Source organism: Serratia nevei (genome assembly GCF_024160145.1).
GTDB classification, from domain to species: domain Bacteria; phylum Pseudomonadota; class Gammaproteobacteria; order Enterobacterales; family Enterobacteriaceae; genus Serratia; species Serratia nevei_A.
In genome coordinates this window covers 41,419-59,220 of sequence record NZ_JAMYWQ010000025.1, presented here as the reverse complement: position 1 = coordinate 59,220, position 17,802 = coordinate 41,419, and the positions used below count along the sequence as shown (strand labels likewise).

The window sequence follows — 17,802 nt, the reverse complement described above, 5'->3', positions numbered from 1 at the left end:
GCGTTGAGAGGGTGCTCATGGATCTGGACGCCAACAATCAGCAGACGGGGGACATCCCCCGTCGCCGGGTTGCCTTACCGTTCGGATTCGTAAGCCAAAATGGCCGCAACCTCCGTGTTGCCCGATCGGATCCGCAGCTCACACAGCGTGCTGCGGGTTATCCATGCCAGTGATATTACCGTGGCACAAATAACCACCAATTTTAACAGGCTCCGTTTGTTCGGCATCATGCCTTCTTCTCCTTGCCTCGCGGCGGGTAAGAGGCTAACTTAACGTTGTCTGGCGTTAGAGTTGGCCTCGGGTTGATGGATATCGACTCGGGGCTTTTCTCTTTGTACCTTTCACGCAGGCTCCAGATACAAAGATCCAGAGCACCCGCCCGCAGTATATTCACCCTCTCCGTTGTCCCGGTTCCTTTTCTCTGACTCAGTTTCATTTCTGCGCAGGATTGCGCAAAGGCGTTGTAACAGGCTGAAAATCGCAGTGCGGATGGCAACAAATGAAATAAAAAAAAGCGGCCCCATACGATGGGAGCCGCTTTTTCAGCGAGGCGTGGCCTGGCGTCAGGCGTGTTTCTTCGCCGCCTGCAGGTACAGCATCTCCAGGCCCAGGGTCGCCGCGGCCAGCGCGGTGATCTCGGACTGGTCATAGGCCGGCGCCACTTCCACCACGTCCATGCCGACGATGTTCAGCGACTGCATGCCGCGCACCAGTTTCAGCGCGCGATCGGAGGTCAGGCCGCCGATCACCGGCGTGCCGGTGCCCGGTGCGAACGCCGGATCCAGGCAGTCGATGTCGAAGGTCAGATAGACCGGCATATCGCCAACGATGCCTTTGATCTGGGTCAGCAGGTCGTCCACGCTGCGATCGTTCACCTGCGCGGCATCCAGTACGGTAAAGCCGTTGTCATGATCGAACTCGGTGCGAATGCCGATCTGCACCGAGTGGTGCGGATCGATCAGGCCTTCGTTCGGCGCATGGTAGAACATGGTGCCGTGGTCGAACTTGCTGCCGTTGGCGTAGGTATCGGTATGGGCGTCGAAGTGCACCAGCGCCAGCTTGCCGAAATGCTTGGCGTGCGCGCGCAGCAGCGGCAGGGTGACGAAGTGGTCGCCGCCGAACGAGAGCATGCGCTTACCGGCCTTCAGCAGTTTCTCCGCGTGCGCCTGCAGCTTGTCGCTCATGTCCTGTGCATCGCCGAAGTTGAACACGATGTCGCCGCAGTCAACCACGTTCAGGCGATCGCGCAGATCGAAGCTCCACGGCCAACGGTTGCCTTCCCATGCCAGGTTGGTAGACACCTGACGGATGGCCGCCGGGCCATGACGGCCACCGGCGCGACCGGAGGTCGCCATGTCAAACGGAATGCCGGTGATGACCCACTCTGCATCGCTGTCGTAAGGCATGAAGTTCAGCGGAAAGCGCAGGAAACCAAAGGCGTTGGACACTAATGAATTATCGGACTGATGGCCTAAGGTGCTCATAGTAAACCCTCGTAGTTCAACAAGTTGCCGGGCGCAGACGCCGGGCCGTGACAAAAAAAAATCCCTCCCGCGTCGTTAGCCCGACGAGAAAGGGATTTATTCGATGTGTGTTTCGGTGCTACCGATACGGCAGATTATGGCCGCATTTTACTCGCGCTTCAAGCCACTATGATCGGCGCGCTATGAACAAGCCGGAGTCGCATCTTGCCCCGCCATCCCGGTTAAAGGGCCAAGCAGCCAGCCGGCCTCAAGATTAACGTTTGCCCGCTGTGGCTGTCATGGGCAATGTCAGCGTCAGTGCTATTTTTCTCATCATTATCTTCGTCCTTATTGATAGGTGAGGCTAAAAGTCGCCACCGCGTTGGCCTCACCGGCGGCGATCTGCGGTTGCGTTTGGTAATAACGGGCGCTGAATGGATAGCTGCGCAAGCCCTGTAAGGCCGTTTCTAACGGCAGCCGTTCGCCCAGCACCAATGGGGCACCGCGATAAAGCAACTGCACCCCGACGCCGCGCGCACTGGACTGATCGTCGGGATTGACCAGCGCCAACACGCCCGGTGCGTCACCGCCATCGGCGATGCCGTCAAACTGAATATTGACTTGTGCGCCAGCGTCACAGGCCAAATCCAACAGGAAAGGCTGCTCGCCGCGCGTACTGCCCACGCCGCGAAAGTCGCCGCGCGCCACTTCGCCCAACGCGACCGTGCGATGGCGGCTGCCCTGCAGCTCACAGGCTAAACGGGTGATAGCAACCGACTTTTGCAAGGCGATATCCAACACCGGTTGACCATTGAGCGTACGGCGCGCCAGGGTTTCCGTCGTCAATACGCCGGAAGACAATGGCCCGGTCACCACCAGCCGCAGGCTGACCTGCCGTTTTCCGGCAGCAATAGCAGCGTTGGCAGGCCACCCATCACTGAAGGAAGCGTCGGTATCCAGCGCATAACCCAGACCGCTGATATTGCTGCCATAGACCGCACTGTGGCCGCTTTTCAAACCGCTGTCGCTCCCCAACAGGTTAAGGCGGGCCTCTTCCGCACCGTCACAGGGTGCCAGCGACGCCGCTTGCTGCACCTGGCGCGTCCCCTGCCATACCACACTGCCCACCGGCAGATCACGTTGCAGCGTCTGCGCCGGTATGTCGAACAACACCCGTTCCGGGCTGCTTACCTGCGGGCACTCAGCCCCTCGAGCCCCCGCAGCCGCCCATAGCCCGCACAGGCCGAATATCCAAACCTTCATTTTTTCCCACCTCATCGGCATTGCGCCTCAATCGTCGGGATGTCCGGGCTCGCAGCCGACGGCAGGCGATATTCAGCCCGGCACTGTTGCTCAGCTTGCTTACCCCATTTCACTTGCACCTCGCCACGCTCAGGCATCCCAGCCAGGAACACCTGGCCTCCATCGCCAACAATACTGCCATTGTCGTCTGCACCAAGCAGCGTTGCCGTCGCACCGAAAGGAACAGGCCGGCCATCGACACGTATTAGCGTCATCATCAACCGCGAACCCACTTTAGTTTGGTAATCAGCTAACACCACCGCGCCCCGCGTAGGCGTAACCGTCTGGCTAGTCAGCTCCAGCTCGACGTTGTCGGCCAACGTCGTGAGATCCAAAACAATCTGATTCTGTCGATAGGCAGAAAGATAAGGCACTACCGCATACCCCTTACTATCGGTCTGAACCCCGACCTGATTGAGTACGCTTACGCCGCCGGCACCCGGCGCCCGCACCAGAGCGATCGTATCGTTGAGCGGCTGTGAGAGCGTCACCCCACCGGCATGCAACAACACTCCCCCTTGTACGTCATAGTTCAAACGGCGGCTTTGAGCATCCTGGCTCAATCCAGCGCCGAGTTGCGCACGTCTGCCACGATAGCCGAGCGTTAAATTACCGCTCTCGCCTTCACCCTGGTTGCCATAACCGCCAGTCATCCCCCAATTGAGGTTATCCCGCTCTAATGCAGTGCCGCTGACACCGAGCGTTTGCAGCGTTTTTCCACCGCGGCCATTACTGACACCGTAGCTGCCCCAGGTATTGTGAGCCCACAGATTTAGCGGAACGCTGATATTCAAAGCCACGACCCGATCGGCAGCAGCCTGGTAACGCTTATTCTGGCTGACGTTGAGACCATAACTCACCCCTGCGATGCTGCCGTTGTAACCCAGGCTGACGGATTGGCGTTTGCCCGGCTCATGCCAACTTTGATCTTCCGTCAAATTCAGGAACAGCGAACCGGGTAACGAGCCCAGCCCCTGCTGCAGCGAGAGTTCTTTGCGGCTGCGGGTAGAAGCCTTATCTGCACGATCACGATCTTGCATCGCCTGCTGCAACGTACGGTAACCTTCGCTCGCGTGACGGTAACCGGCCAGACTCAATTGCGTGCCGGTCAGCGGGAAACTTTTCTCATAGCGCAGACGCCACATTTTACCTTGTCGATCGCTCCCCTGAACCGCCTCTCCCGGCCGCCTGGCCCAGCTTTGCGTCATGTCCAACGACAGCGCACCCGCACGGCCAAGATTTTGCCCCACGCCCAACGCCAGCGCATGGTACCGATTAGCCCACTGCACACCGCCATACAACGTGGTGCCTAACGGCAACCCATAGATCAGCGTGCTCTGCATAAACTGTTCTTCATCGGCACCCGCATCCTGCGCACGATATTGCCCCGCCGCTAAACCATAACTGAGCCGCCCTTCGCGCTGCAGTACCGGCAGCGAGGCAAAGGGTACTAACACATGTTGTTCCGCGCCGTCGCTTTCCTTAATGGTGACATCCAGATCGCCACTGCCGGAAACCGCGTACAGATCGCTGATTTCAAAAGCTCCCGGCGGCACATAACGCTGATCGATCACCACGCCGTTCTGGCGAATGACCACTTCAGCGTTACTTCTGGCGATACCACGTACCACCGGCGAGTAGCCGCGCAGGCTATCCGGATACATATCTTCGACAGAGGCCAGCTGCACGCCGCGCAGCGACAGCGAGTCGAATATATTGCCCGGTGTGGTGGCGTCCCCCAGCGTTAGCAACCCATTAAATTGGGTGATGTCCCGCTGCACATAGCTGTTCAACGTCCGCCAATGCGCCTCTCCCTGACCGTCTCGGTTCCAGACGCTATCTTGCCGCACGCGCCAGGCCCCCCAGTTGGCGCCGTTGCGCAGATTGACGAAATAGCTGCTGCTGGTTCCCCCCTGACGGCTGCGATCGTTCGCGCCCCGCAAGGTGTAGTTGCTCAGCAGCGCCGGAATGCCGCTGTCCCATTGCTCCGGCGGCACGTAGCCGCGCGCCTGGCGCTTTAACGCCGCTTGCGGGATGCTCAGCTTTAGCTGTTGCTGTTCAAACAGCAGTTCCGCCCTGGCTCCCGGGATTGCCTGCGGCAGGTTGATGCATCCGTTGGTCTGCCGCAACGCGGGAAAAGCGGCCATATCAACGCCAAACCCCTTCAACTCCGCCCATTGCAAGCAAGGTTGAAGACGTTCCTTACCCTGCTCATCCGGTTGGAGAGAAAAAGCCAACGTGCGGGTATCAAGCCGTTGTCCGTTGAGAAACACATCGACGCGATATTCTCCCGGCGGTTGCCGATCCGTTTCGGAAAATAGCGCCAAGTCCACCTCGGTTTGCGGCGTGTTACCTATCTGCAACAGCGCCGAACTGAAGCGGTACTCAGCCTGCGCCAGACCACTCCACATCAGCAGCCCGGCGATCTGCCAGGCCAACGGTGTCAGACGATATACACGGAGCCACAGGTTACCTCTGCGCTGTGCCGTCCTGTCGTTCATATTCTTCGTCCCTGTGAGCAGCGCTTTCCTGGCTTATCAACAAGAGCGATTACAGTGCCTGCTGGTACTGTTCGCTCAAACCGCCGTAGTCATTGATCACCTGCCAACTGACGTGTTGACCGACAGCCGATGCCGGCAGGGTGTAATTCAGGCTGGCAAATGGCGCCACCATCTGCGGCTCCTTGATTTTCTCGCCCACAACGCTCACAGAGGAAAAATTCAAGAAATAAGGGGAGTCATTAATGGCGGTCAGCGTATTGCCACGCCGTTCCCAGCGTACTTTTTTGGCCGCCTCCTCAGGTGAACCCGACAGTGCCGCTGGGCGATAGAACAATTTGATACGGGTTCGCACCGCAATTTGCAGATGATTGCCTTTACCTTCCGCCTCTGGCGGGACGGTCTTGACGCTGAGCCAGAATACCGACTCGCGATCGGCCGGCAATGCCTGTGACGTTTTCACTATCCGCAGGGTATTTTCCTTGCCGCCATTCAGGCGAAATAGCGGTGGCGTCACCAGGAACGGCGCCTTAACGCTGCCTTCCAAATCGGTGTTTACCCATGACTGAACCAGATAAGGGATATCGTCCGGGTTTTTCACCGTGATAGTCGCCTCCTTTTGGCCGCCGGGATAGACCAAACGAGTACCGCCAATGACTACACCGGCTGCGGCCTGGAAACTGCCGAGTAACAACGCAAAACAAAGCGCAATGGACATGGGCCTCATCATTATTCCCTTGATGTTATTAACTAAAAATGTGGAAAAATCGTTGCAACGTGCTTTCTATGTTCGCTCAATGGCTCCACAAACGGAGGAAATGACCGGCGGAAATCCTCCCCGCCGGCAGAGAACACACTTAGTTGTATAAAATGCTGAACTGAATGGAGGCGTTGGCATCACCGGCGGTGACTACCTTATCCGTTGATTTATAGGCGGCGGCGAAAGACAGAAGGTTCGCTCCCTCAGTCAACGAGAACGCTTCCGAAGTGCCGCCAGGCACAACATCCTGCTTTACCCCGTTCGTAGTAAGAATCCATAAAGCAAGCCCGGTGGCACCGCCAGAAGCAAGCTGGAATAAATCTTTGTTATGGGTATCTGCCGCGCCTTCCAGCTGTACAGACGCCGTTTTGATGCTTGCTGGGCAATCTTTCAACTCCAGGAAGAACTCCCTGGCCGGTGCATGCTCCCCCACATTTTTAAACTCAGCCGCTGCTACATCGCCCATCTGCACGTTCAACGTCGGGTTCACCACGCAGGTGTTGTCAATGATTCTGCCGGTAAAATTAATTACGCCATCAGCGGCAATAGCAGAAATGGAAAGGGTCGCGCAGGCCAGCGCGGAGGCAATAACATACTTTTTCATATAAATCCCTTATATAAATGGAACTGCTCAATCAGCTGGTGCTGATTCCAGCACAGTGTTTACATGCCAAGAGCAATATCGCTCTGGCCTATCGTATTATTCCAACAACAGAAAAAACTCCGGCCACAGACGCGATAAGCCAGCTATATCAGTCCAGTTCAAGAAATTCCTTACCCTACAAAAAAACCCGTAGGGTATTTTAAAAAAGCCCCCTCTCCGGGGAGCCAATACATATAATAGAGCATTACCTAACATTAATTCAACCACGTAACAATACCCCCTCAGCAAGCAAAAAAACCATCAATAACCATCCACCCTAAAATCTAGGTTTTTTCTTATATATTAATATTTGATTGAAAAAAAATAACAATAAATAAAATGAATAAATAAAAATACATGCCAAAAAAAGTAAAACTCATAATCAATCCACCTATACTACTTTGACAACAACTTATAGAAAGGCTATGGTGAAACCCCGTAAAAATAATTAACCCGCCATTCAAAACACATAGCATCCGCATTTAAATTGGCGGCGTGTTGATTTTTCAGAAAATGCAGGTCGGTTAATCGCTGGGGATTTAATAAATTTCAATCGTAAATATATATGGAAAATATCATATGAAAAACAATCTATTTATCTCCACCTTAATCAGCGCCTGCCTTTCCACTTCCGTTATCGCCGCAGACGGTACGATTAACTTCAGTGGAAAGGTGGTAGACAACGCCTGCACCGTCGATCCCACCCTTAACCTTGAACTGGGAGAAATTCTCACCAGCGCCTTCAGAAACGTCGGTGATAACACCTTTGAGCAAGGCAAGCTGTTTCAACTGGCGTTGAAAGACTGCCCCGCCGGGCAAGCGGTAAGCGTCAAGTTTGACGGCGCTATAAACGGTAAAAACCCGGGGTTTTTCATGATTGATTCCGGCCCGGATGCCGCAACCGGTGTGAGCATGAGAATCTGGAGCATGGGCGATAACAAAAACATCATGCCTGGCGGCAGCACGAAGCCCCTGCCAGTCTCTGCCGACGAAGCGCTAGAATTCAAAGCCTATTACGTCTCCACCGATAAGGTTACGGCCGGCAATGCCAACGCGTCGATTCAGTTCAGCATTCTCTACAACTAATTGGGCTGAAAGCTGCGGTACTTCAGCGACACGGTATACGTATCGACAATACAGGAAAATAAAATGAAGAAGCTCACTATCGCTCTCGTGCATCTCGGCGCTATCTTGCTGGCGCCGCAGCTCTATGCTGCAGAGGGCGTGATTAACGCCACCGGAAAAATAAAAGAAGGTACCTGTTCGCTGAACAGCGATGCCAAAAACCTGCTGGTAGATCTGGGAACCAGCGCAGCAGGCTCGAAGACCGAACGTGATTTTCGTTTCACGCTGACAGGTTGCCCCCCCAGCCTCACCCAGGCACGTTTTCTGTTCGAGGGTACCGCCGTCAGCCCAACCGGCAGAGACATAGACAAAAACGTCTTTGCCGCCACTAACGCCAGTGAACCGGGTGCCGCACAAAACGCCGGCTTTTTAATCCATTACCGTCAAGGGAATTCAACCATGGTCGTCACGCCGAATAAACAGACGGAGGCTTTCATTTTAGATCCCTCGCGTGACGTAAATACTCTGTACTTTTCAGCCATGACAGAGTCATGGGGTTTGAACGAAGCCGAAAACAGCGGGTATGGCACCGTTAGCGCTGATATTCAATTCAGCTTGATCTATCCCTGATGAACGGATGTAAAAATAATAAGGGCAAATTATGAATAAACGCATTTATCACCTGATATCCGGGCTCCTGGCCTGTGCGGCGTTTAGCGCTCAGGCTGCTGACGGCTCATTGCGCTTAAGCTCCACGCTGGTAAAACCCGGCTGTAGTTTAAGCGTCGATTCCCAGAATGCGACTGTCGATCTTGGGGAGGTGCTAACGAGTAAGCTGCAGCAGGTTGGCGCTCAGACCACGCCAGTGGAATTCAACTTGCGGTTCACCGACTGCGTGCAAGGTTCCAAGATCTTGATCGGTTATGAAGGCAACCAGGCCGAACCTGGCGTCTTTGCGTTAAACGACGCTCCCGGCAGCGCCAAAGGCATCGGCCTGCAGATCGATGGTGGGGACGGCGTCAATCCACATGCCGCAGGGTACCTCTACATCGTTAAGCAAAAGGCAGAGGCGCTTAGCTTCCTGGCCAATTACAAAGCGCTCTCTCTGCCAATTACGCCAGGGAAAGCCAATGCTACGGTGCAGTTCAACGTCACCTACTTATAACCACCGATAAATTGCAGCCGCCCACTCCAGGCGGCTGCTATATCAGGAGGGAGTGGTGCAAATAAACATCGGCGAGTGGTTGGTAGAAAACAGATAATGCCGTTCATCTATCTTTTCGACCAGGAAATGGTACTGTAGCCCTTCGCTGGGCAAACGCCGCTCCAAATCTTTACGCGTCACGGTATCGCTGGGTCTTTTAATATTCTTTTTCACCAGAAAATTAACGTGCTGCCCCTCACGCCGATAGCTCATGACCACCGTTCGGTCGATCGAGTATTTTCCCTGCTCATCAATAAAGCTGCCGTTAATTAGGACCGTCACCTGTCGCCAGCCGGAAGGTACCAAGCTGAATTGCAATACTCGCTGCAACTCACCGCCATCGCCATGATTCGAAATCTGCAACACCACCCGGCATTCAGGCAGGTTTGACTTGCTAAAAACGAAATAAAATCCGGCGATGCTCAGCGCCATCATCAAGACCAAGAGCAGCACATAGCGGCTGCGCAACAGCAGATTAATTCTTCCAGCTTTCATAAACATTCTCGCACTGCGTGCCGCGCACTGAGGTTTCCGAGGTTGGGCAATAATAGAAAGACGAGATCCTGTCGATCTTGGACGCGCCTGGCGCCACCACGGTATTGTCGTAGTAAAATAACACGGCGGGATCCGTACACTGGATATGGTTGACGGCCAACTGCTTTTTCAGCTGCGTCAGATCGATATCTGTAGAGTTAACCTTATGGTAGGTCATCAGAAAACGAACGTCGCAATTGCCGATTTTACCCATGCTGATGTATCTGGGCTGGGTAAATCCCGGCGTGAACCAGGCCCAGCACCAGGACAACAGCGCCAGTAGCGTTAACCCTACGCCGGCGATACGGGGCAATGCGCGTTTTTTTGGTTGCGCCGACGTCGGCGCCGCAGAAGCTTCTTTTGTTTTCTCTTCTTCACCCCACGTTCCACTGGGAACCTCAAGCGAGGCGGCGTTAAAGGTAAATCCCAGGCGCGGCTGCGTTACGATGATATCTTCTGCACCCAGCATGGCGAACAGCTTGCGCAGCGTTGAAATAGCGTTGTTGAGGTTGCTGCCGGAGGCCACCTGACCGTGCGCCTGCCATACCTGATCCAGCAGCACGGTGCGGGAAAGCATGATGCCGTTATTTCTGACCAGTACCGACAGCAGGCGGTTCTGCGTCGTGGTCAGCGACAGCGGTGTCCGGTCATCCTCCGCCGGATACAACTCCGCGCTATCATCATGATATATAATATTATTGTTAATTATAAATTTCATCTTCACCTGGCTTTACAAGGAATAACAATACCCCTTTGTTTTACAGGTGGATATTAGCACAAACTTTTTATTAGGAAAATTCTTAGTTATATGTGCCGTCATGCCGGTGCCCCTGGTTCTCACCACCACGTTCGCACATATCGAAAGGGCCGTGAGCCAACGGCATCACGGCCCGCGCGATTATTTACAAATCGGCGCATACTTCTTCATAAATGGACTGGTGCACATGGCGGCATAGATAGCATTGCGTTTTTCCGCCGCTTCCGCATCCGTGATTGTCTCTACTTTTTTATCGCCGGAGACGTCTACCTGGCCATTGCCATAAACATATATACCATCACCGTCAATAATTACACCTGCGAGAGCCATTTGTGGCGACAATAATAACGCCGATACCAATAGAATATGTTTCACTTTCATTACAATCCCTTATCCATTGTGAGTTGTATTTACCGAGCATTCCTGCCGGCAGATTTCACCGTTCACCGAGAGGACTTTCTCCGATGACCCAGCTTATATTTATTAACACACCTAAAATACATTGCAAAGGAAAAAGCGCTTAATAGCAATAATAAAAAATACAGCTGGCATCAAGAAACATAAAAAGCAAATCCATTCAAAATATGAATAACAAGATCGTGTTAACCCAGCAGCCAATAAATAAACTCATGCTTTCTACGCAACTCCATCTTTTGCATAATAGAACGTTTATGCGTGTGTACCGTTTTGACGCTCAGCTCCAGCCGGGCGGCAACCTCCGACTGGCTTAGCCCCGATCGCATATAGCGCACCACCTGCCGTTCCCGCTGCGATAACGTCCCTTCATGGCGGCAATCGCGGCATGGTTCCGTCGGCAGCTGCTCGTCGAGAGGCAGCCGTACCAGCGTTAATGCCAGCTGGTCTATCGAGATATCCCGGTATATCACGCCATGCTCAGCGGCCGCCAAACGATATTTAGGCCGGTTCTTGATCGTGAGAAAATAGCGGTTACAGCGCACACAGCCGGCATGATGACGATAGCGCTGCCATTGGGCGCCAAAGGCCAGCGTTGGCGCCACCTCACTTTCCCCCCTGTGGTCAAACCGTACTTCAATACCGCGACGCAGAAAATAACCTGTCAGGAAGAATTCCAACCCGGAACGGAAATAGCGATCGTTATCGTAGATGGCCACGGTTATACTTTTTTTCATTTTCACTCCTGTAGGCATACGCCAAAAAATATATTGGCTACCTTCACTCTATTTAACTTTCACGCGGTCACTCATTCCAAAAAAGAAGTAATGACTTCAAGAAAAGGCGTAGCGGTATCCGCCGGCAATGTACTGCCGAAAAATAAATATGGAATTTCATCATTTCGTGTCACCCGGTAAGCGACATCAGACTACCTATTGAATATCGATGTAAATCACCGTCGAGCCGGCAAACTTTCCTCCCTGAAGCTCACCGCTGCTGCCGAGCTTAGACTGAATGGTATAGCTCGATTCAACGCCCTCACGGAATACCTGCGTCACGCCAGTGCCCAATTCACGCCCATCGATAGTCAGATCGGCATACAGCCGCCGATCGGCGCTCAGAAACAGGCGGCCGCCGCTTAGATTTCTGGCATAAACTTTGGCGGTGACCGTGCGGTTGCACCAGAGTGCATAGCGAGCCGTGCGGGTTTGGCCGTTGACCGCTTCACTGGCGAGCACGCCGTAGTTGAAGGCTATATCCCCGCTTTTCGCCTCACACCAGGTGCCTGATGAACCACTGCCCCCCGCGCTGCAAAAACCTCCGCTCACAAACACCTGCTGCGTACCGCCATTGGTGCGATACACCAGACAGGTATATATGATGCTGAAGTCCCCGCCTGGTCGGGGTCGCCCCTGATACAGCATGCGTTGCACCGGCAGGCTCACATTTTGGCGCAGCAACTTCCCCATTTCTCCAAGGTTCGCTGCGCCGCTTACCCATGCTCCGCTGGCAAACCAGCTTGGGTTACCGTACAGAGTAAAGGAACCTCCAACATCGTTACTGATATACAATTGCAAGCCCAGCTCACATGAGCCGGCGCGGTAACAAGGATTCGGGTAAGGATCGTCCCCAAACCAGTCATAGAGTATGCCGCTGAAATACCAATAAGTTCCGTCAAAATTAGCGTATTGCCCCACGCCAATATTGATGGCTCGTACCGCCGGCGATACGCCCAGCAGCAGCCACGCCAATAGGACGTATTTAATGGTACTGAATATGTGATTCATCTCGCTTGCCCTATTAATCCGTGGCTGCCATTTATATAAATTAAATAATCTTCAACGTTGCGACGGCACTGCCGCCGAGCGCCAGGCTGCTGCTACCGTCATCGGCCTTGACGTACCCCCAATTAGCGTCATCGCCCCTGGAAATTGCCGACGCCGCTGGCGCCGCTGTAACCGGCCAGCGTCGAAGTCAGGGTCACCGGCGTGCCCTGCGGGATGGCGGTCACCACTGCGCCTATATCCTTCTATATCCTTATTGCAGAGAGGGCCTAAGCCAGGCATGCCCGGTCAATACGGCGACACGGCTACAACTATCGCAGCGCTATATTTCCCGGCGTTGGCAGACCGATCCACCGTCATATCGGATTGCACCCGGACCTGCGTTCTGGAAAGCATGGTGGCGGCAACGCGGGTTTTCACCCCAGGCGCCAGCACGAGATCCTTAGTGCCCACCACGGTGACCACCGGCGTTGCGCCGCAGTCGACAACACCGTCAATAAATCTGCTGTCGCTGCTCCCGACCAAAAGCACGCCGTGGTCGAGAGTGGCGGGCAGCGAAATATCGCATCTGACGTTGGGCGCCGTCGGTTTAATACAATACGCATTGCCGCTATTTGCGGCCGTCAGGGCCGATATCTCTCCCATAGGCGTAGCAACGGAGGATATGTATGAACCTGATTTTCTTTGAGCGAATAGCACGCACTCTCCTCCTGGTCCTGCCCCTGAGTGGGTTCCCCAACTTGATACGGTGCCGCATGTACTACTCTCATCCAACTCCCAGGAAGCCGTGTTTTTTAACATGCACCGTTCCGAAACTCTTGGTGAATGCGATCCATCCATAATCCAGAAGCATCCTGTATAGGCAATTCCCTGTTTTTTATCACCATCGCTACAATGAATGCCGTAAGTTATAACGTCCTTACTCCCACTCACGTCAGGGGGACTTATCGGTTGACCAATATCCATTAAAGTGGAACGCCCCGCGTAAGACACATTTCCAGTACACAAAGAGTCAGAGCACGATATAATTTTGTTATCTGTCATCACTGGAAAACGTATCGCCTGCACGCCAGTACTGTACAAGACGACGATAGAAAAAAATAACAGCAGACGCATGCTTATCCTCACTGATTAATCCAGTACACATTTTAGTGATAGTGAAATAACTTAAATATATATGGGCATTGCTCCCCATACCCAGCATAACTATTCAAGCGAAACAATCAGCGTCATCGAACCCTGGAAATTGCCGACGCCGCTGGCACTGCTGTAACCGGCCAGCGTCGAGGTTAGGGTCATCGGCGTGCCCTGTGGGGTGGCGGTCACTACTGCGCCTATATCCTTCTATATCCGTGTTTAAGCCAGGCATGCCCGGTCAATATGGCGACACCGCCACTATTATCGCAGCGCTGTATTTCCCGGCGTTGGCAGACCGATCCACCGTCATATCGGATTGCACCCGGACCTGCGTCCTGGAAAGCATGGTGGTGGCAACGCGGGTTTTCACCCCAGGCGCCAGCACGAGATCCTTAGTGCCCACCACAGTGACCACCGGCGTTGCGCCGCAGTCGACAACACCGTCAATAAATTTGCTATCGCTGGTCCCGGTCAAAATAACGCCATGGTCAATGGTGGCGGGCAGCGAAATATCGCATCTGACGTTGGGCGCAATAGGTTTAATGCAAAATGCGTTGCCGCTATTTGCGACCGTATCGCTCAATAGTACCCCCCAGGGAGTAACAATAGATTTCAATGGCCACACAGGAGATAATTCTTGTTGACCAAATAACACACACTCCCCCCCCGGCCCTGCTCCACTGTGGGTCGACCAGTATTGCTCGGTAGCGCATGTACTGCTCTCATCTAATTCCCATGAGTCCGTATTTTTTAACATGCACCGCCCTATCATCCTTGGCGCATGTGACCCGGAATAAAAAGACCATAAGCAATCTGAAAAACCGTTTTGCACGTTACCATATTCACAATGAATACCGTAGGCCATAATATTCTTGCTTCCTCCTATTTTTGGGGTGCCTACCGGTTGCCCAATATCTAATATAGCCGAGCTCCCCGCGTACGACACAAGCGAAGTACACTCTTTGGAGCACGATGTAATTTTATTTTCGGTTATTACTGGAAAACGTATCGCCTGTACGGTCCCACTGTACAATACAAAAAATGAAAAAAATAACATAACTCGCATATTCACTACCTGTGTGTTACTGATAACCAGCTATTGCCAGTGATCTTTATTCAAATAAATAAGCAAGAATAAGCAAGCAATAGCGTTTCATATTCATTCTCACTGATACTCAAACTGAAACGTCGCAACCGCGCTAAAGGCGCCGCGCACCAGCTTTTTCTCGGCCAGCGCCTGTGGCTCGCCCTGCACATAGGCCTGCAGCCGCAGCACGGTGCTGCCGGCCTGCAACGGGTATTTTTCCCCCGGCCGGTTAAGCGGCAGCGGCCGCCCCTGGGGGGTTTCGATGCCGATAGCGACACCGCCGGCGCCGCTGCCCGCCGCCAGCGCCAACAGGCCCGGCAGTTTCGGGTTTTCCACGCCCCCCAGCGTGACTGTCAGGGTATTGCCCAGGCTGAGATCGCACTCCGCCAGCCGCAGCTCGAAGGTTTTGCCCGGCGTACGCTGGTACTGATAGAGGTACTTGTCGATCACCGTACCGAAATCCAGCGCGACGCTCTCATCACCCGGCGGGATCACGCACGGCTCGGCGACCAGCGCGCCGTGCAGGCGCACGTTGTCGGCCGCCGTTGCCCACGGCGACAGAGAGCAGGCACTCGCCAGCAGCAGCGCAGGCAGCCGGCATGCCCTCATCATTTCATTCATGATGCTGTCTCCTCTCATTGGTAATCCGCCTGCAGCGTGGCGGTGGCCTCGAATGCCCCCTGGCTCAGCTTCACCCCGGCCTTACCGACCGGTACCGCTTCGAGCAACGGCGGGGCGGCGGCGTCAATGGCGATGACGCTCCCCACCGGCAGCAAGGTGCCGCTGCGGTAAAAGCGGATGCCCAGATCCGGCATGTTGGTTTTCAGCGCCGCACTGTCAAAAGCGCTGCCGGCCCCCTTCAGGCTCAGCCGCAGCACCCAGTTAGCGGCCCCCGGCTCACACTGCAGGCGATAGTTGACCTGCTGGCGATAGTTAACGCCGTCCACTTTGTTCACGCCGATACGGTCGCCGAAGTCCACGTCCACCATGCCACCTTGGTTGACGGTGCACGGCGGCGGTTCGATCAGCGTGCCGCGAAAGTTCATGCCCGTTTCGTTGTTTTTACTCCAGGCCGGTGCCGCCGCCAGCATGCACAGCAGCACCGTGATCGCTATCCTCTGCTTCATGTCGTTCGCTTCCTCGCTACTGATAATCCACCCGCAGGGTTGCCGACGCGTTAAACGCCCCCCCCTGCAGCGTAGCGCCGCTCTGCTTCACCGGCACCGCCGTCAAGGTCGGCTTATTGGGATAGGTAAAGTTAGTCCAGCTGTTCAGCGCCCAGCGGCTGCCGCCATTGAGAATGGCGATCCCCAACCCGCTTTTGTCGGTTTTCAACACCGTGCCGTCGAAGGCGGCGCCGGTACCCTGCACCTGCATCTTCAACGCATTCTTGCTTAACCCGCTGCAGGAGAGCGTGTAGTCGATCGGCCGTTTAAAGTTGCTGCCATCGACGCGGGTGGTCATTACCTCGTCGCCGAAGTCCACCTCGATTGGCCGCTCGCCGTTGATCACGCAGGCCGGCGGCGCCAGCACGGTCACGCTGACGGTCACGGTAGTGGCGCTATAGCTAACCGGTAAGCAGAACAACGCTGCGCCGAGCAGCGCCACAGGTGTAATGCCGAGATCATTCCATCGCCCCAACCGCATCCTCGTCACCTCAGTCATAACTCAACCTAAAATCGATCGCCGCCCGATAGGCGCCGGCCACCAGCGTTGCTGCGGTGCGCTCCGGCATCACGCTGTAGCGTAGGGCGTCTTGCCCCGGCGACAACCACAGCGCTTCCCCGCGGCTGCCCAGGCGCACATCGCGCCCCTGCTGATCCAGCAGACGCAGCCCCAAACCTGACACGCCCTGCGCCTTAACCAACTGCGGATTATCAACATCCGCCGGCGCGCTGAAGCTGACCGTGGCCGCCGGCTGGTTTGGCGCCCAGCTCAGCGCGCCGGTTCGTTCATCTCGGCTGTGCGCCGGCGAGCGCAGACAGTCGCGCAGGCGCAGCTCAAAACCGACCGGCTCACCGCGCACACCGGGTTGCGTTAACCGCCCGGTCGCCACTTCGCCCAGCCAGATATCTTGCCGCGCGCTGGCCATCTCCAGCCGGCAGGCGCTTTCCGTCAGCGCGCCCCGCACATACAGCGTGCCGTTGGCGCCTTCCACTTCCCAGTTTTCACTGGCGTGCGACGTCGGCAGCATCCACAGCAGCGCTGCCAGGCTGAGCGGCGCCATCAGCGCCAGGCCACCCAGCGCCGCGTAGTAGCGCAGCTCGCCGTGCAGGTATGCCCAGTCACTCGTTTGCTCTTTGTGTCCTGCCATTCCTTGTCTCCTTCGTCCGTCCGCAGCTATCCCAAACGATCTTTGTCGTGGAGCATCCGCCCCCAGCTCTTACTGCCCCGATTGCTTCTCCGGCACCACCGTGCAGCCGCCGCCGTTGCAGCTGAAGCTCAGCTGCGGCCGGCCGCCGTAATCGTTGATATAGGTCAGCGCCGGGTTACCGCCCACGGCGGAAGCGCTGACCGTCAGCGGCGCGTTGCCCTTCGGCGGCACCATAAACGGTTCGAAACCTTTGGCACCTTCAATCCCTTTACGCGTTGCGGCATCAACAATGGTGACGTAATACGGCGTCGGGTTATTGACGATGTATTTGTCGCCTTGTTTGGTCAGCGTCAGCTGCTCCTGCCACGGCGCCGCATTGCGCTCCGGGGCGATCGCCGCCGGGCGGTAAAACAGTTTGATGCGCGTCTGCAAGGCGATCTGCAACGTATTCGGTTTGTCGCTCTTCGGCGGGATCTCACGCAGGTTGAAGTAGTACAGGCTCTCCCGGTCCTGCGGCAGCTGTTTGGCCGTCGGCAATGACTGGATCTTCACCTGGCTCGGCTTGCCCGGCTCGATGCGCTGCACCGGCGGCAATACCGTCAACGGCCCTTGGATCTTGTTGCCCTGCTCGTCTTCAATCCAGGCCTGCGCCAGGTAAGGCAGCTGCTTGTTCTGGTTGCTGACGCTCAGGCTCACCGACTGCACGCTGCCGTCGAAGATCACCCGAGTACGGTCCAGGGCGATAGCCGCATTGGCTGCCGGAATCAGCGCGCCGGCCAGCAAAGAAGTGGTAGCCAGCAGGCCGATAACGTGACGTTTGCTCTTCATAGAAACTCCTCA

At 55.3% G+C, this 17,802-nt stretch carries 21 protein-coding genes; 3 read left to right on the top strand and 18 right to left on the bottom strand.

All coding sequences use genetic code 11. From position 1 onward, the window contains the following. Positions 1-74: 74 nt before the first annotated feature. The 6 genes from M6G53_RS17170 to M6G53_RS17145 all read right to left on the bottom strand — a co-directional run bounded on the left by M6G53_RS17170 (position 75) and on the right by M6G53_RS17145 (position 6,627). Complete coding sequence (locus M6G53_RS17170; RefSeq protein ID WP_033638576.1) at positions 75-227, bottom strand: Hok/Gef family protein; 153 nt, start codon at positions 225-227, stop codon at positions 75-77. 336 nt (positions 228-563) lie between these two features. Continuing rightward, entirely contained in the window at positions 564-1,484 is a 921-nt protein-coding gene (gene speB / locus M6G53_RS17165; RefSeq protein WP_004937606.1) for an agmatinase, read from the bottom strand. Between the two features lie 327 nt (positions 1,485-1,811). Then, on the bottom strand, positions 1,812-2,726 hold the full coding sequence (locus M6G53_RS17160; RefSeq protein ID WP_253333219.1) for a fimbrial protein: 915 nt from the start codon (positions 2,724-2,726) through the stop codon (positions 1,812-1,814). An 11-nt stretch (positions 2,727-2,737) separates the two neighbouring features. After that, positions 2,738-5,266, bottom strand: coding sequence for a fimbria/pilus outer membrane usher protein (locus M6G53_RS17155; RefSeq protein WP_253333217.1), 2,529 nt, complete (start codon positions 5,264-5,266; stop codon positions 2,738-2,740). A 49-nt stretch (positions 5,267-5,315) separates the two neighbouring features. Continuing rightward, a complete protein-coding gene (locus tag M6G53_RS17150; RefSeq protein WP_253333215.1) occupies positions 5,316-5,981 on the bottom strand; it encodes a fimbrial biogenesis chaperone in 666 nt (221 codons plus the stop codon). A gap of 139 nt (positions 5,982-6,120) precedes the next feature. Next, entirely contained in the window at positions 6,121-6,627 is a 507-nt protein-coding gene (locus M6G53_RS17145) for a fimbrial protein (protein ID WP_253333213.1), read from the bottom strand. Between the two features lie 618 nt (positions 6,628-7,245). Here M6G53_RS17145 and M6G53_RS17140 point away from each other — a divergent pair. The 3 genes from M6G53_RS17140 to M6G53_RS17130 all read left to right on the top strand — a co-directional run bounded on the left by M6G53_RS17140 (position 7,246) and on the right by M6G53_RS17130 (position 8,896). After that, a complete protein-coding gene (locus tag M6G53_RS17140) occupies positions 7,246-7,752 on the top strand; it encodes a fimbrial protein (protein ID WP_253333211.1) in 507 nt (168 codons plus the stop codon). Between the two features lie 63 nt (positions 7,753-7,815). After that, positions 7,816-8,361, top strand: coding sequence for a fimbrial protein (locus M6G53_RS17135; protein WP_253333209.1), 546 nt, complete (start codon positions 7,816-7,818; stop codon positions 8,359-8,361). Positions 8,362-8,392: 31 nt separating this feature from the next. Beyond that, a complete protein-coding gene (locus M6G53_RS17130; RefSeq protein ID WP_253333207.1) occupies positions 8,393-8,896 on the top strand; it encodes a fimbrial protein in 504 nt (167 codons plus the stop codon). Positions 8,897-8,938: 42 nt separating this feature from the next. On the opposite strand, the gene M6G53_RS17125 is transcribed toward M6G53_RS17130, so the two are convergent. The 12 genes from M6G53_RS17125 to M6G53_RS17070 form a co-directional block, all read right to left on the bottom strand. Next, positions 8,939-9,430 carry a hypothetical protein gene (locus M6G53_RS17125; protein ID WP_253333205.1) on the bottom strand — a complete coding sequence of 164 codons (492 nt, stop codon included), beginning with the start codon at positions 9,428-9,430 and terminating at the stop codon, positions 8,939-8,941. Continuing rightward, positions 9,411-10,187 carry a winged helix-turn-helix domain-containing protein gene (locus tag M6G53_RS17120; RefSeq protein WP_253333203.1) on the bottom strand — a complete coding sequence of 259 codons (777 nt, stop codon included), beginning with the start codon at positions 10,185-10,187 and terminating at the stop codon, positions 9,411-9,413. Before M6G53_RS17120 ends, M6G53_RS17125 begins: the two co-directional genes overlap by 20 nt. A 180-nt stretch (positions 10,188-10,367) precedes the next feature. Next, positions 10,368-10,607 (bottom strand): hypothetical protein, encoded by a 240-nt coding sequence (locus M6G53_RS17115; RefSeq protein WP_253333201.1) that lies wholly within the window; start codon positions 10,605-10,607, stop codon positions 10,368-10,370. A 221-nt stretch (positions 10,608-10,828) separates the two neighbouring features. Next, positions 10,829-11,377 carry a helix-turn-helix transcriptional regulator gene (locus M6G53_RS17110; protein ID WP_253333199.1) on the bottom strand — a complete coding sequence of 183 codons (549 nt, stop codon included), beginning with the start codon at positions 11,375-11,377 and terminating at the stop codon, positions 10,829-10,831. 195 nt (positions 11,378-11,572) lie between these two features. Beyond that, positions 11,573-12,427, bottom strand: coding sequence for an MrpH family fimbial adhesin (locus M6G53_RS17105; RefSeq protein WP_253333197.1), 855 nt, complete (start codon positions 12,425-12,427; stop codon positions 11,573-11,575). A 285-nt stretch (positions 12,428-12,712) separates the two neighbouring features. After that, complete coding sequence (locus tag M6G53_RS17100; protein WP_253333195.1) at positions 12,713-13,540, bottom strand: hypothetical protein; 828 nt, start codon at positions 13,538-13,540, stop codon at positions 12,713-12,715. A 259-nt stretch (positions 13,541-13,799) separates the two neighbouring features. Continuing rightward, positions 13,800-14,144: a hypothetical protein gene (locus M6G53_RS17095; RefSeq protein WP_253333194.1), complete on the bottom strand. Its 345-nt coding sequence runs from the start codon at positions 14,142-14,144 to the stop codon at positions 13,800-13,802. Between the two features lie 582 nt (positions 14,145-14,726). After that, a complete protein-coding gene (locus M6G53_RS17090) occupies positions 14,727-15,269 on the bottom strand; it encodes a fimbrial protein (protein ID WP_436286528.1) in 543 nt (180 codons plus the stop codon). A gap of 14 nt (positions 15,270-15,283) precedes the next feature. Beyond that, positions 15,284-15,775: a fimbrial protein gene (locus M6G53_RS17085; RefSeq protein WP_253333192.1), complete on the bottom strand. Its 492-nt coding sequence runs from the start codon at positions 15,773-15,775 to the stop codon at positions 15,284-15,286. Between the two features lie 16 nt (positions 15,776-15,791). Then, positions 15,792-16,289 (bottom strand): fimbrial protein, encoded by a 498-nt coding sequence (locus tag M6G53_RS17080; protein WP_366519502.1) that lies wholly within the window; start codon positions 16,287-16,289, stop codon positions 15,792-15,794. A gap of 16 nt (positions 16,290-16,305) precedes the next feature. Next, entirely contained in the window at positions 16,306-16,962 is a 657-nt protein-coding gene (locus M6G53_RS17075; RefSeq protein WP_253333190.1) for a fimbrial protein, read from the bottom strand. 69 nt (positions 16,963-17,031) lie between these two features. Then, positions 17,032-17,790, bottom strand: a complete 759-nt coding sequence (locus tag M6G53_RS17070) for a fimbria/pilus periplasmic chaperone (RefSeq protein WP_253333188.1) — start codon at positions 17,788-17,790, stop codon at positions 17,032-17,034. Positions 17,791-17,802: the final 12 nt, after the last annotated feature.

What these genes read in the sequence shown, in the direction of transcription:
- M6G53_RS17170 (WP_033638576.1), bottom strand. Translation starts at nt 227, where the DNA reads ATGCCGAACAAACGGAGCCTGTTAAAATTGGTGGTTATTTGTGCCACG.
- speB (WP_004937606.1), bottom strand. Translation starts at nt 1,484, where the DNA reads ATGAGCACCTTAGGCCATCAGTCCGATAATTCATTAGTGTCCAACGCC.
- M6G53_RS17160 (WP_253333219.1), bottom strand. Translation starts at nt 2,726, where the DNA reads ATGAAGGTTTGGATATTCGGCCTGTGCGGGCTATGGGCGGCTGCGGGG.
- M6G53_RS17155 (WP_253333217.1), bottom strand. Translation starts at nt 5,266, where the DNA reads ATGAACGACAGGACGGCACAGCGCAGAGGTAACCTGTGGCTCCGTGTA.
- M6G53_RS17150 (WP_253333215.1), bottom strand. Translation starts at nt 5,981, where the DNA reads ATGTCCATTGCGCTTTGTTTTGCGTTGTTACTCGGCAGTTTCCAGGCC.
- M6G53_RS17145 (WP_253333213.1), bottom strand. Translation starts at nt 6,627, where the DNA reads ATGAAAAAGTATGTTATTGCCTCCGCGCTGGCCTGCGCGACCCTTTCC.
- M6G53_RS17140 (WP_253333211.1), top strand. Translation starts at nt 7,246, where the DNA reads ATGAAAAACAATCTATTTATCTCCACCTTAATCAGCGCCTGCCTTTCC.
- M6G53_RS17135 (WP_253333209.1), top strand. Translation starts at nt 7,816, where the DNA reads ATGAAGAAGCTCACTATCGCTCTCGTGCATCTCGGCGCTATCTTGCTG.
- M6G53_RS17130 (WP_253333207.1), top strand. Translation starts at nt 8,393, where the DNA reads ATGAATAAACGCATTTATCACCTGATATCCGGGCTCCTGGCCTGTGCG.
- M6G53_RS17125 (WP_253333205.1), bottom strand. Translation starts at nt 9,430, where the DNA reads ATGAAAGCTGGAAGAATTAATCTGCTGTTGCGCAGCCGCTATGTGCTG.
- M6G53_RS17120 (WP_253333203.1), bottom strand. Translation starts at nt 10,187, where the DNA reads ATGAAATTTATAATTAACAATAATATTATATATCATGATGATAGCGCG.
- M6G53_RS17115 (WP_253333201.1), bottom strand. Translation starts at nt 10,607, where the DNA reads ATGAAAGTGAAACATATTCTATTGGTATCGGCGTTATTATTGTCGCCA.
- M6G53_RS17110 (WP_253333199.1), bottom strand. Translation starts at nt 11,377, where the DNA reads ATGAAAAAAAGTATAACCGTGGCCATCTACGATAACGATCGCTATTTC.
- M6G53_RS17105 (WP_253333197.1), bottom strand. Translation starts at nt 12,427, where the DNA reads ATGAATCACATATTCAGTACCATTAAATACGTCCTATTGGCGTGGCTG.
- M6G53_RS17100 (WP_253333195.1), bottom strand. Translation starts at nt 13,540, where the DNA reads ATGCGTCTGCTGTTATTTTTTTCTATCGTCGTCTTGTACAGTACTGGC.
- M6G53_RS17090 (WP_436286528.1), bottom strand. Translation starts at nt 15,269, where the DNA reads ATGAATGAAATGATGAGGGCATGCCGGCTGCCTGCGCTGCTGCTGGCG.
- M6G53_RS17085 (WP_253333192.1), bottom strand. Translation starts at nt 15,775, where the DNA reads ATGAAGCAGAGGATAGCGATCACGGTGCTGCTGTGCATGCTGGCGGCG.
- M6G53_RS17075 (WP_253333190.1), bottom strand. Translation starts at nt 16,962, where the DNA reads ATGGCAGGACACAAAGAGCAAACGAGTGACTGGGCATACCTGCACGGC.
- M6G53_RS17070 (WP_253333188.1), bottom strand. Translation starts at nt 17,790, where the DNA reads ATGAAGAGCAAACGTCACGTTATCGGCCTGCTGGCTACCACTTCTTTG.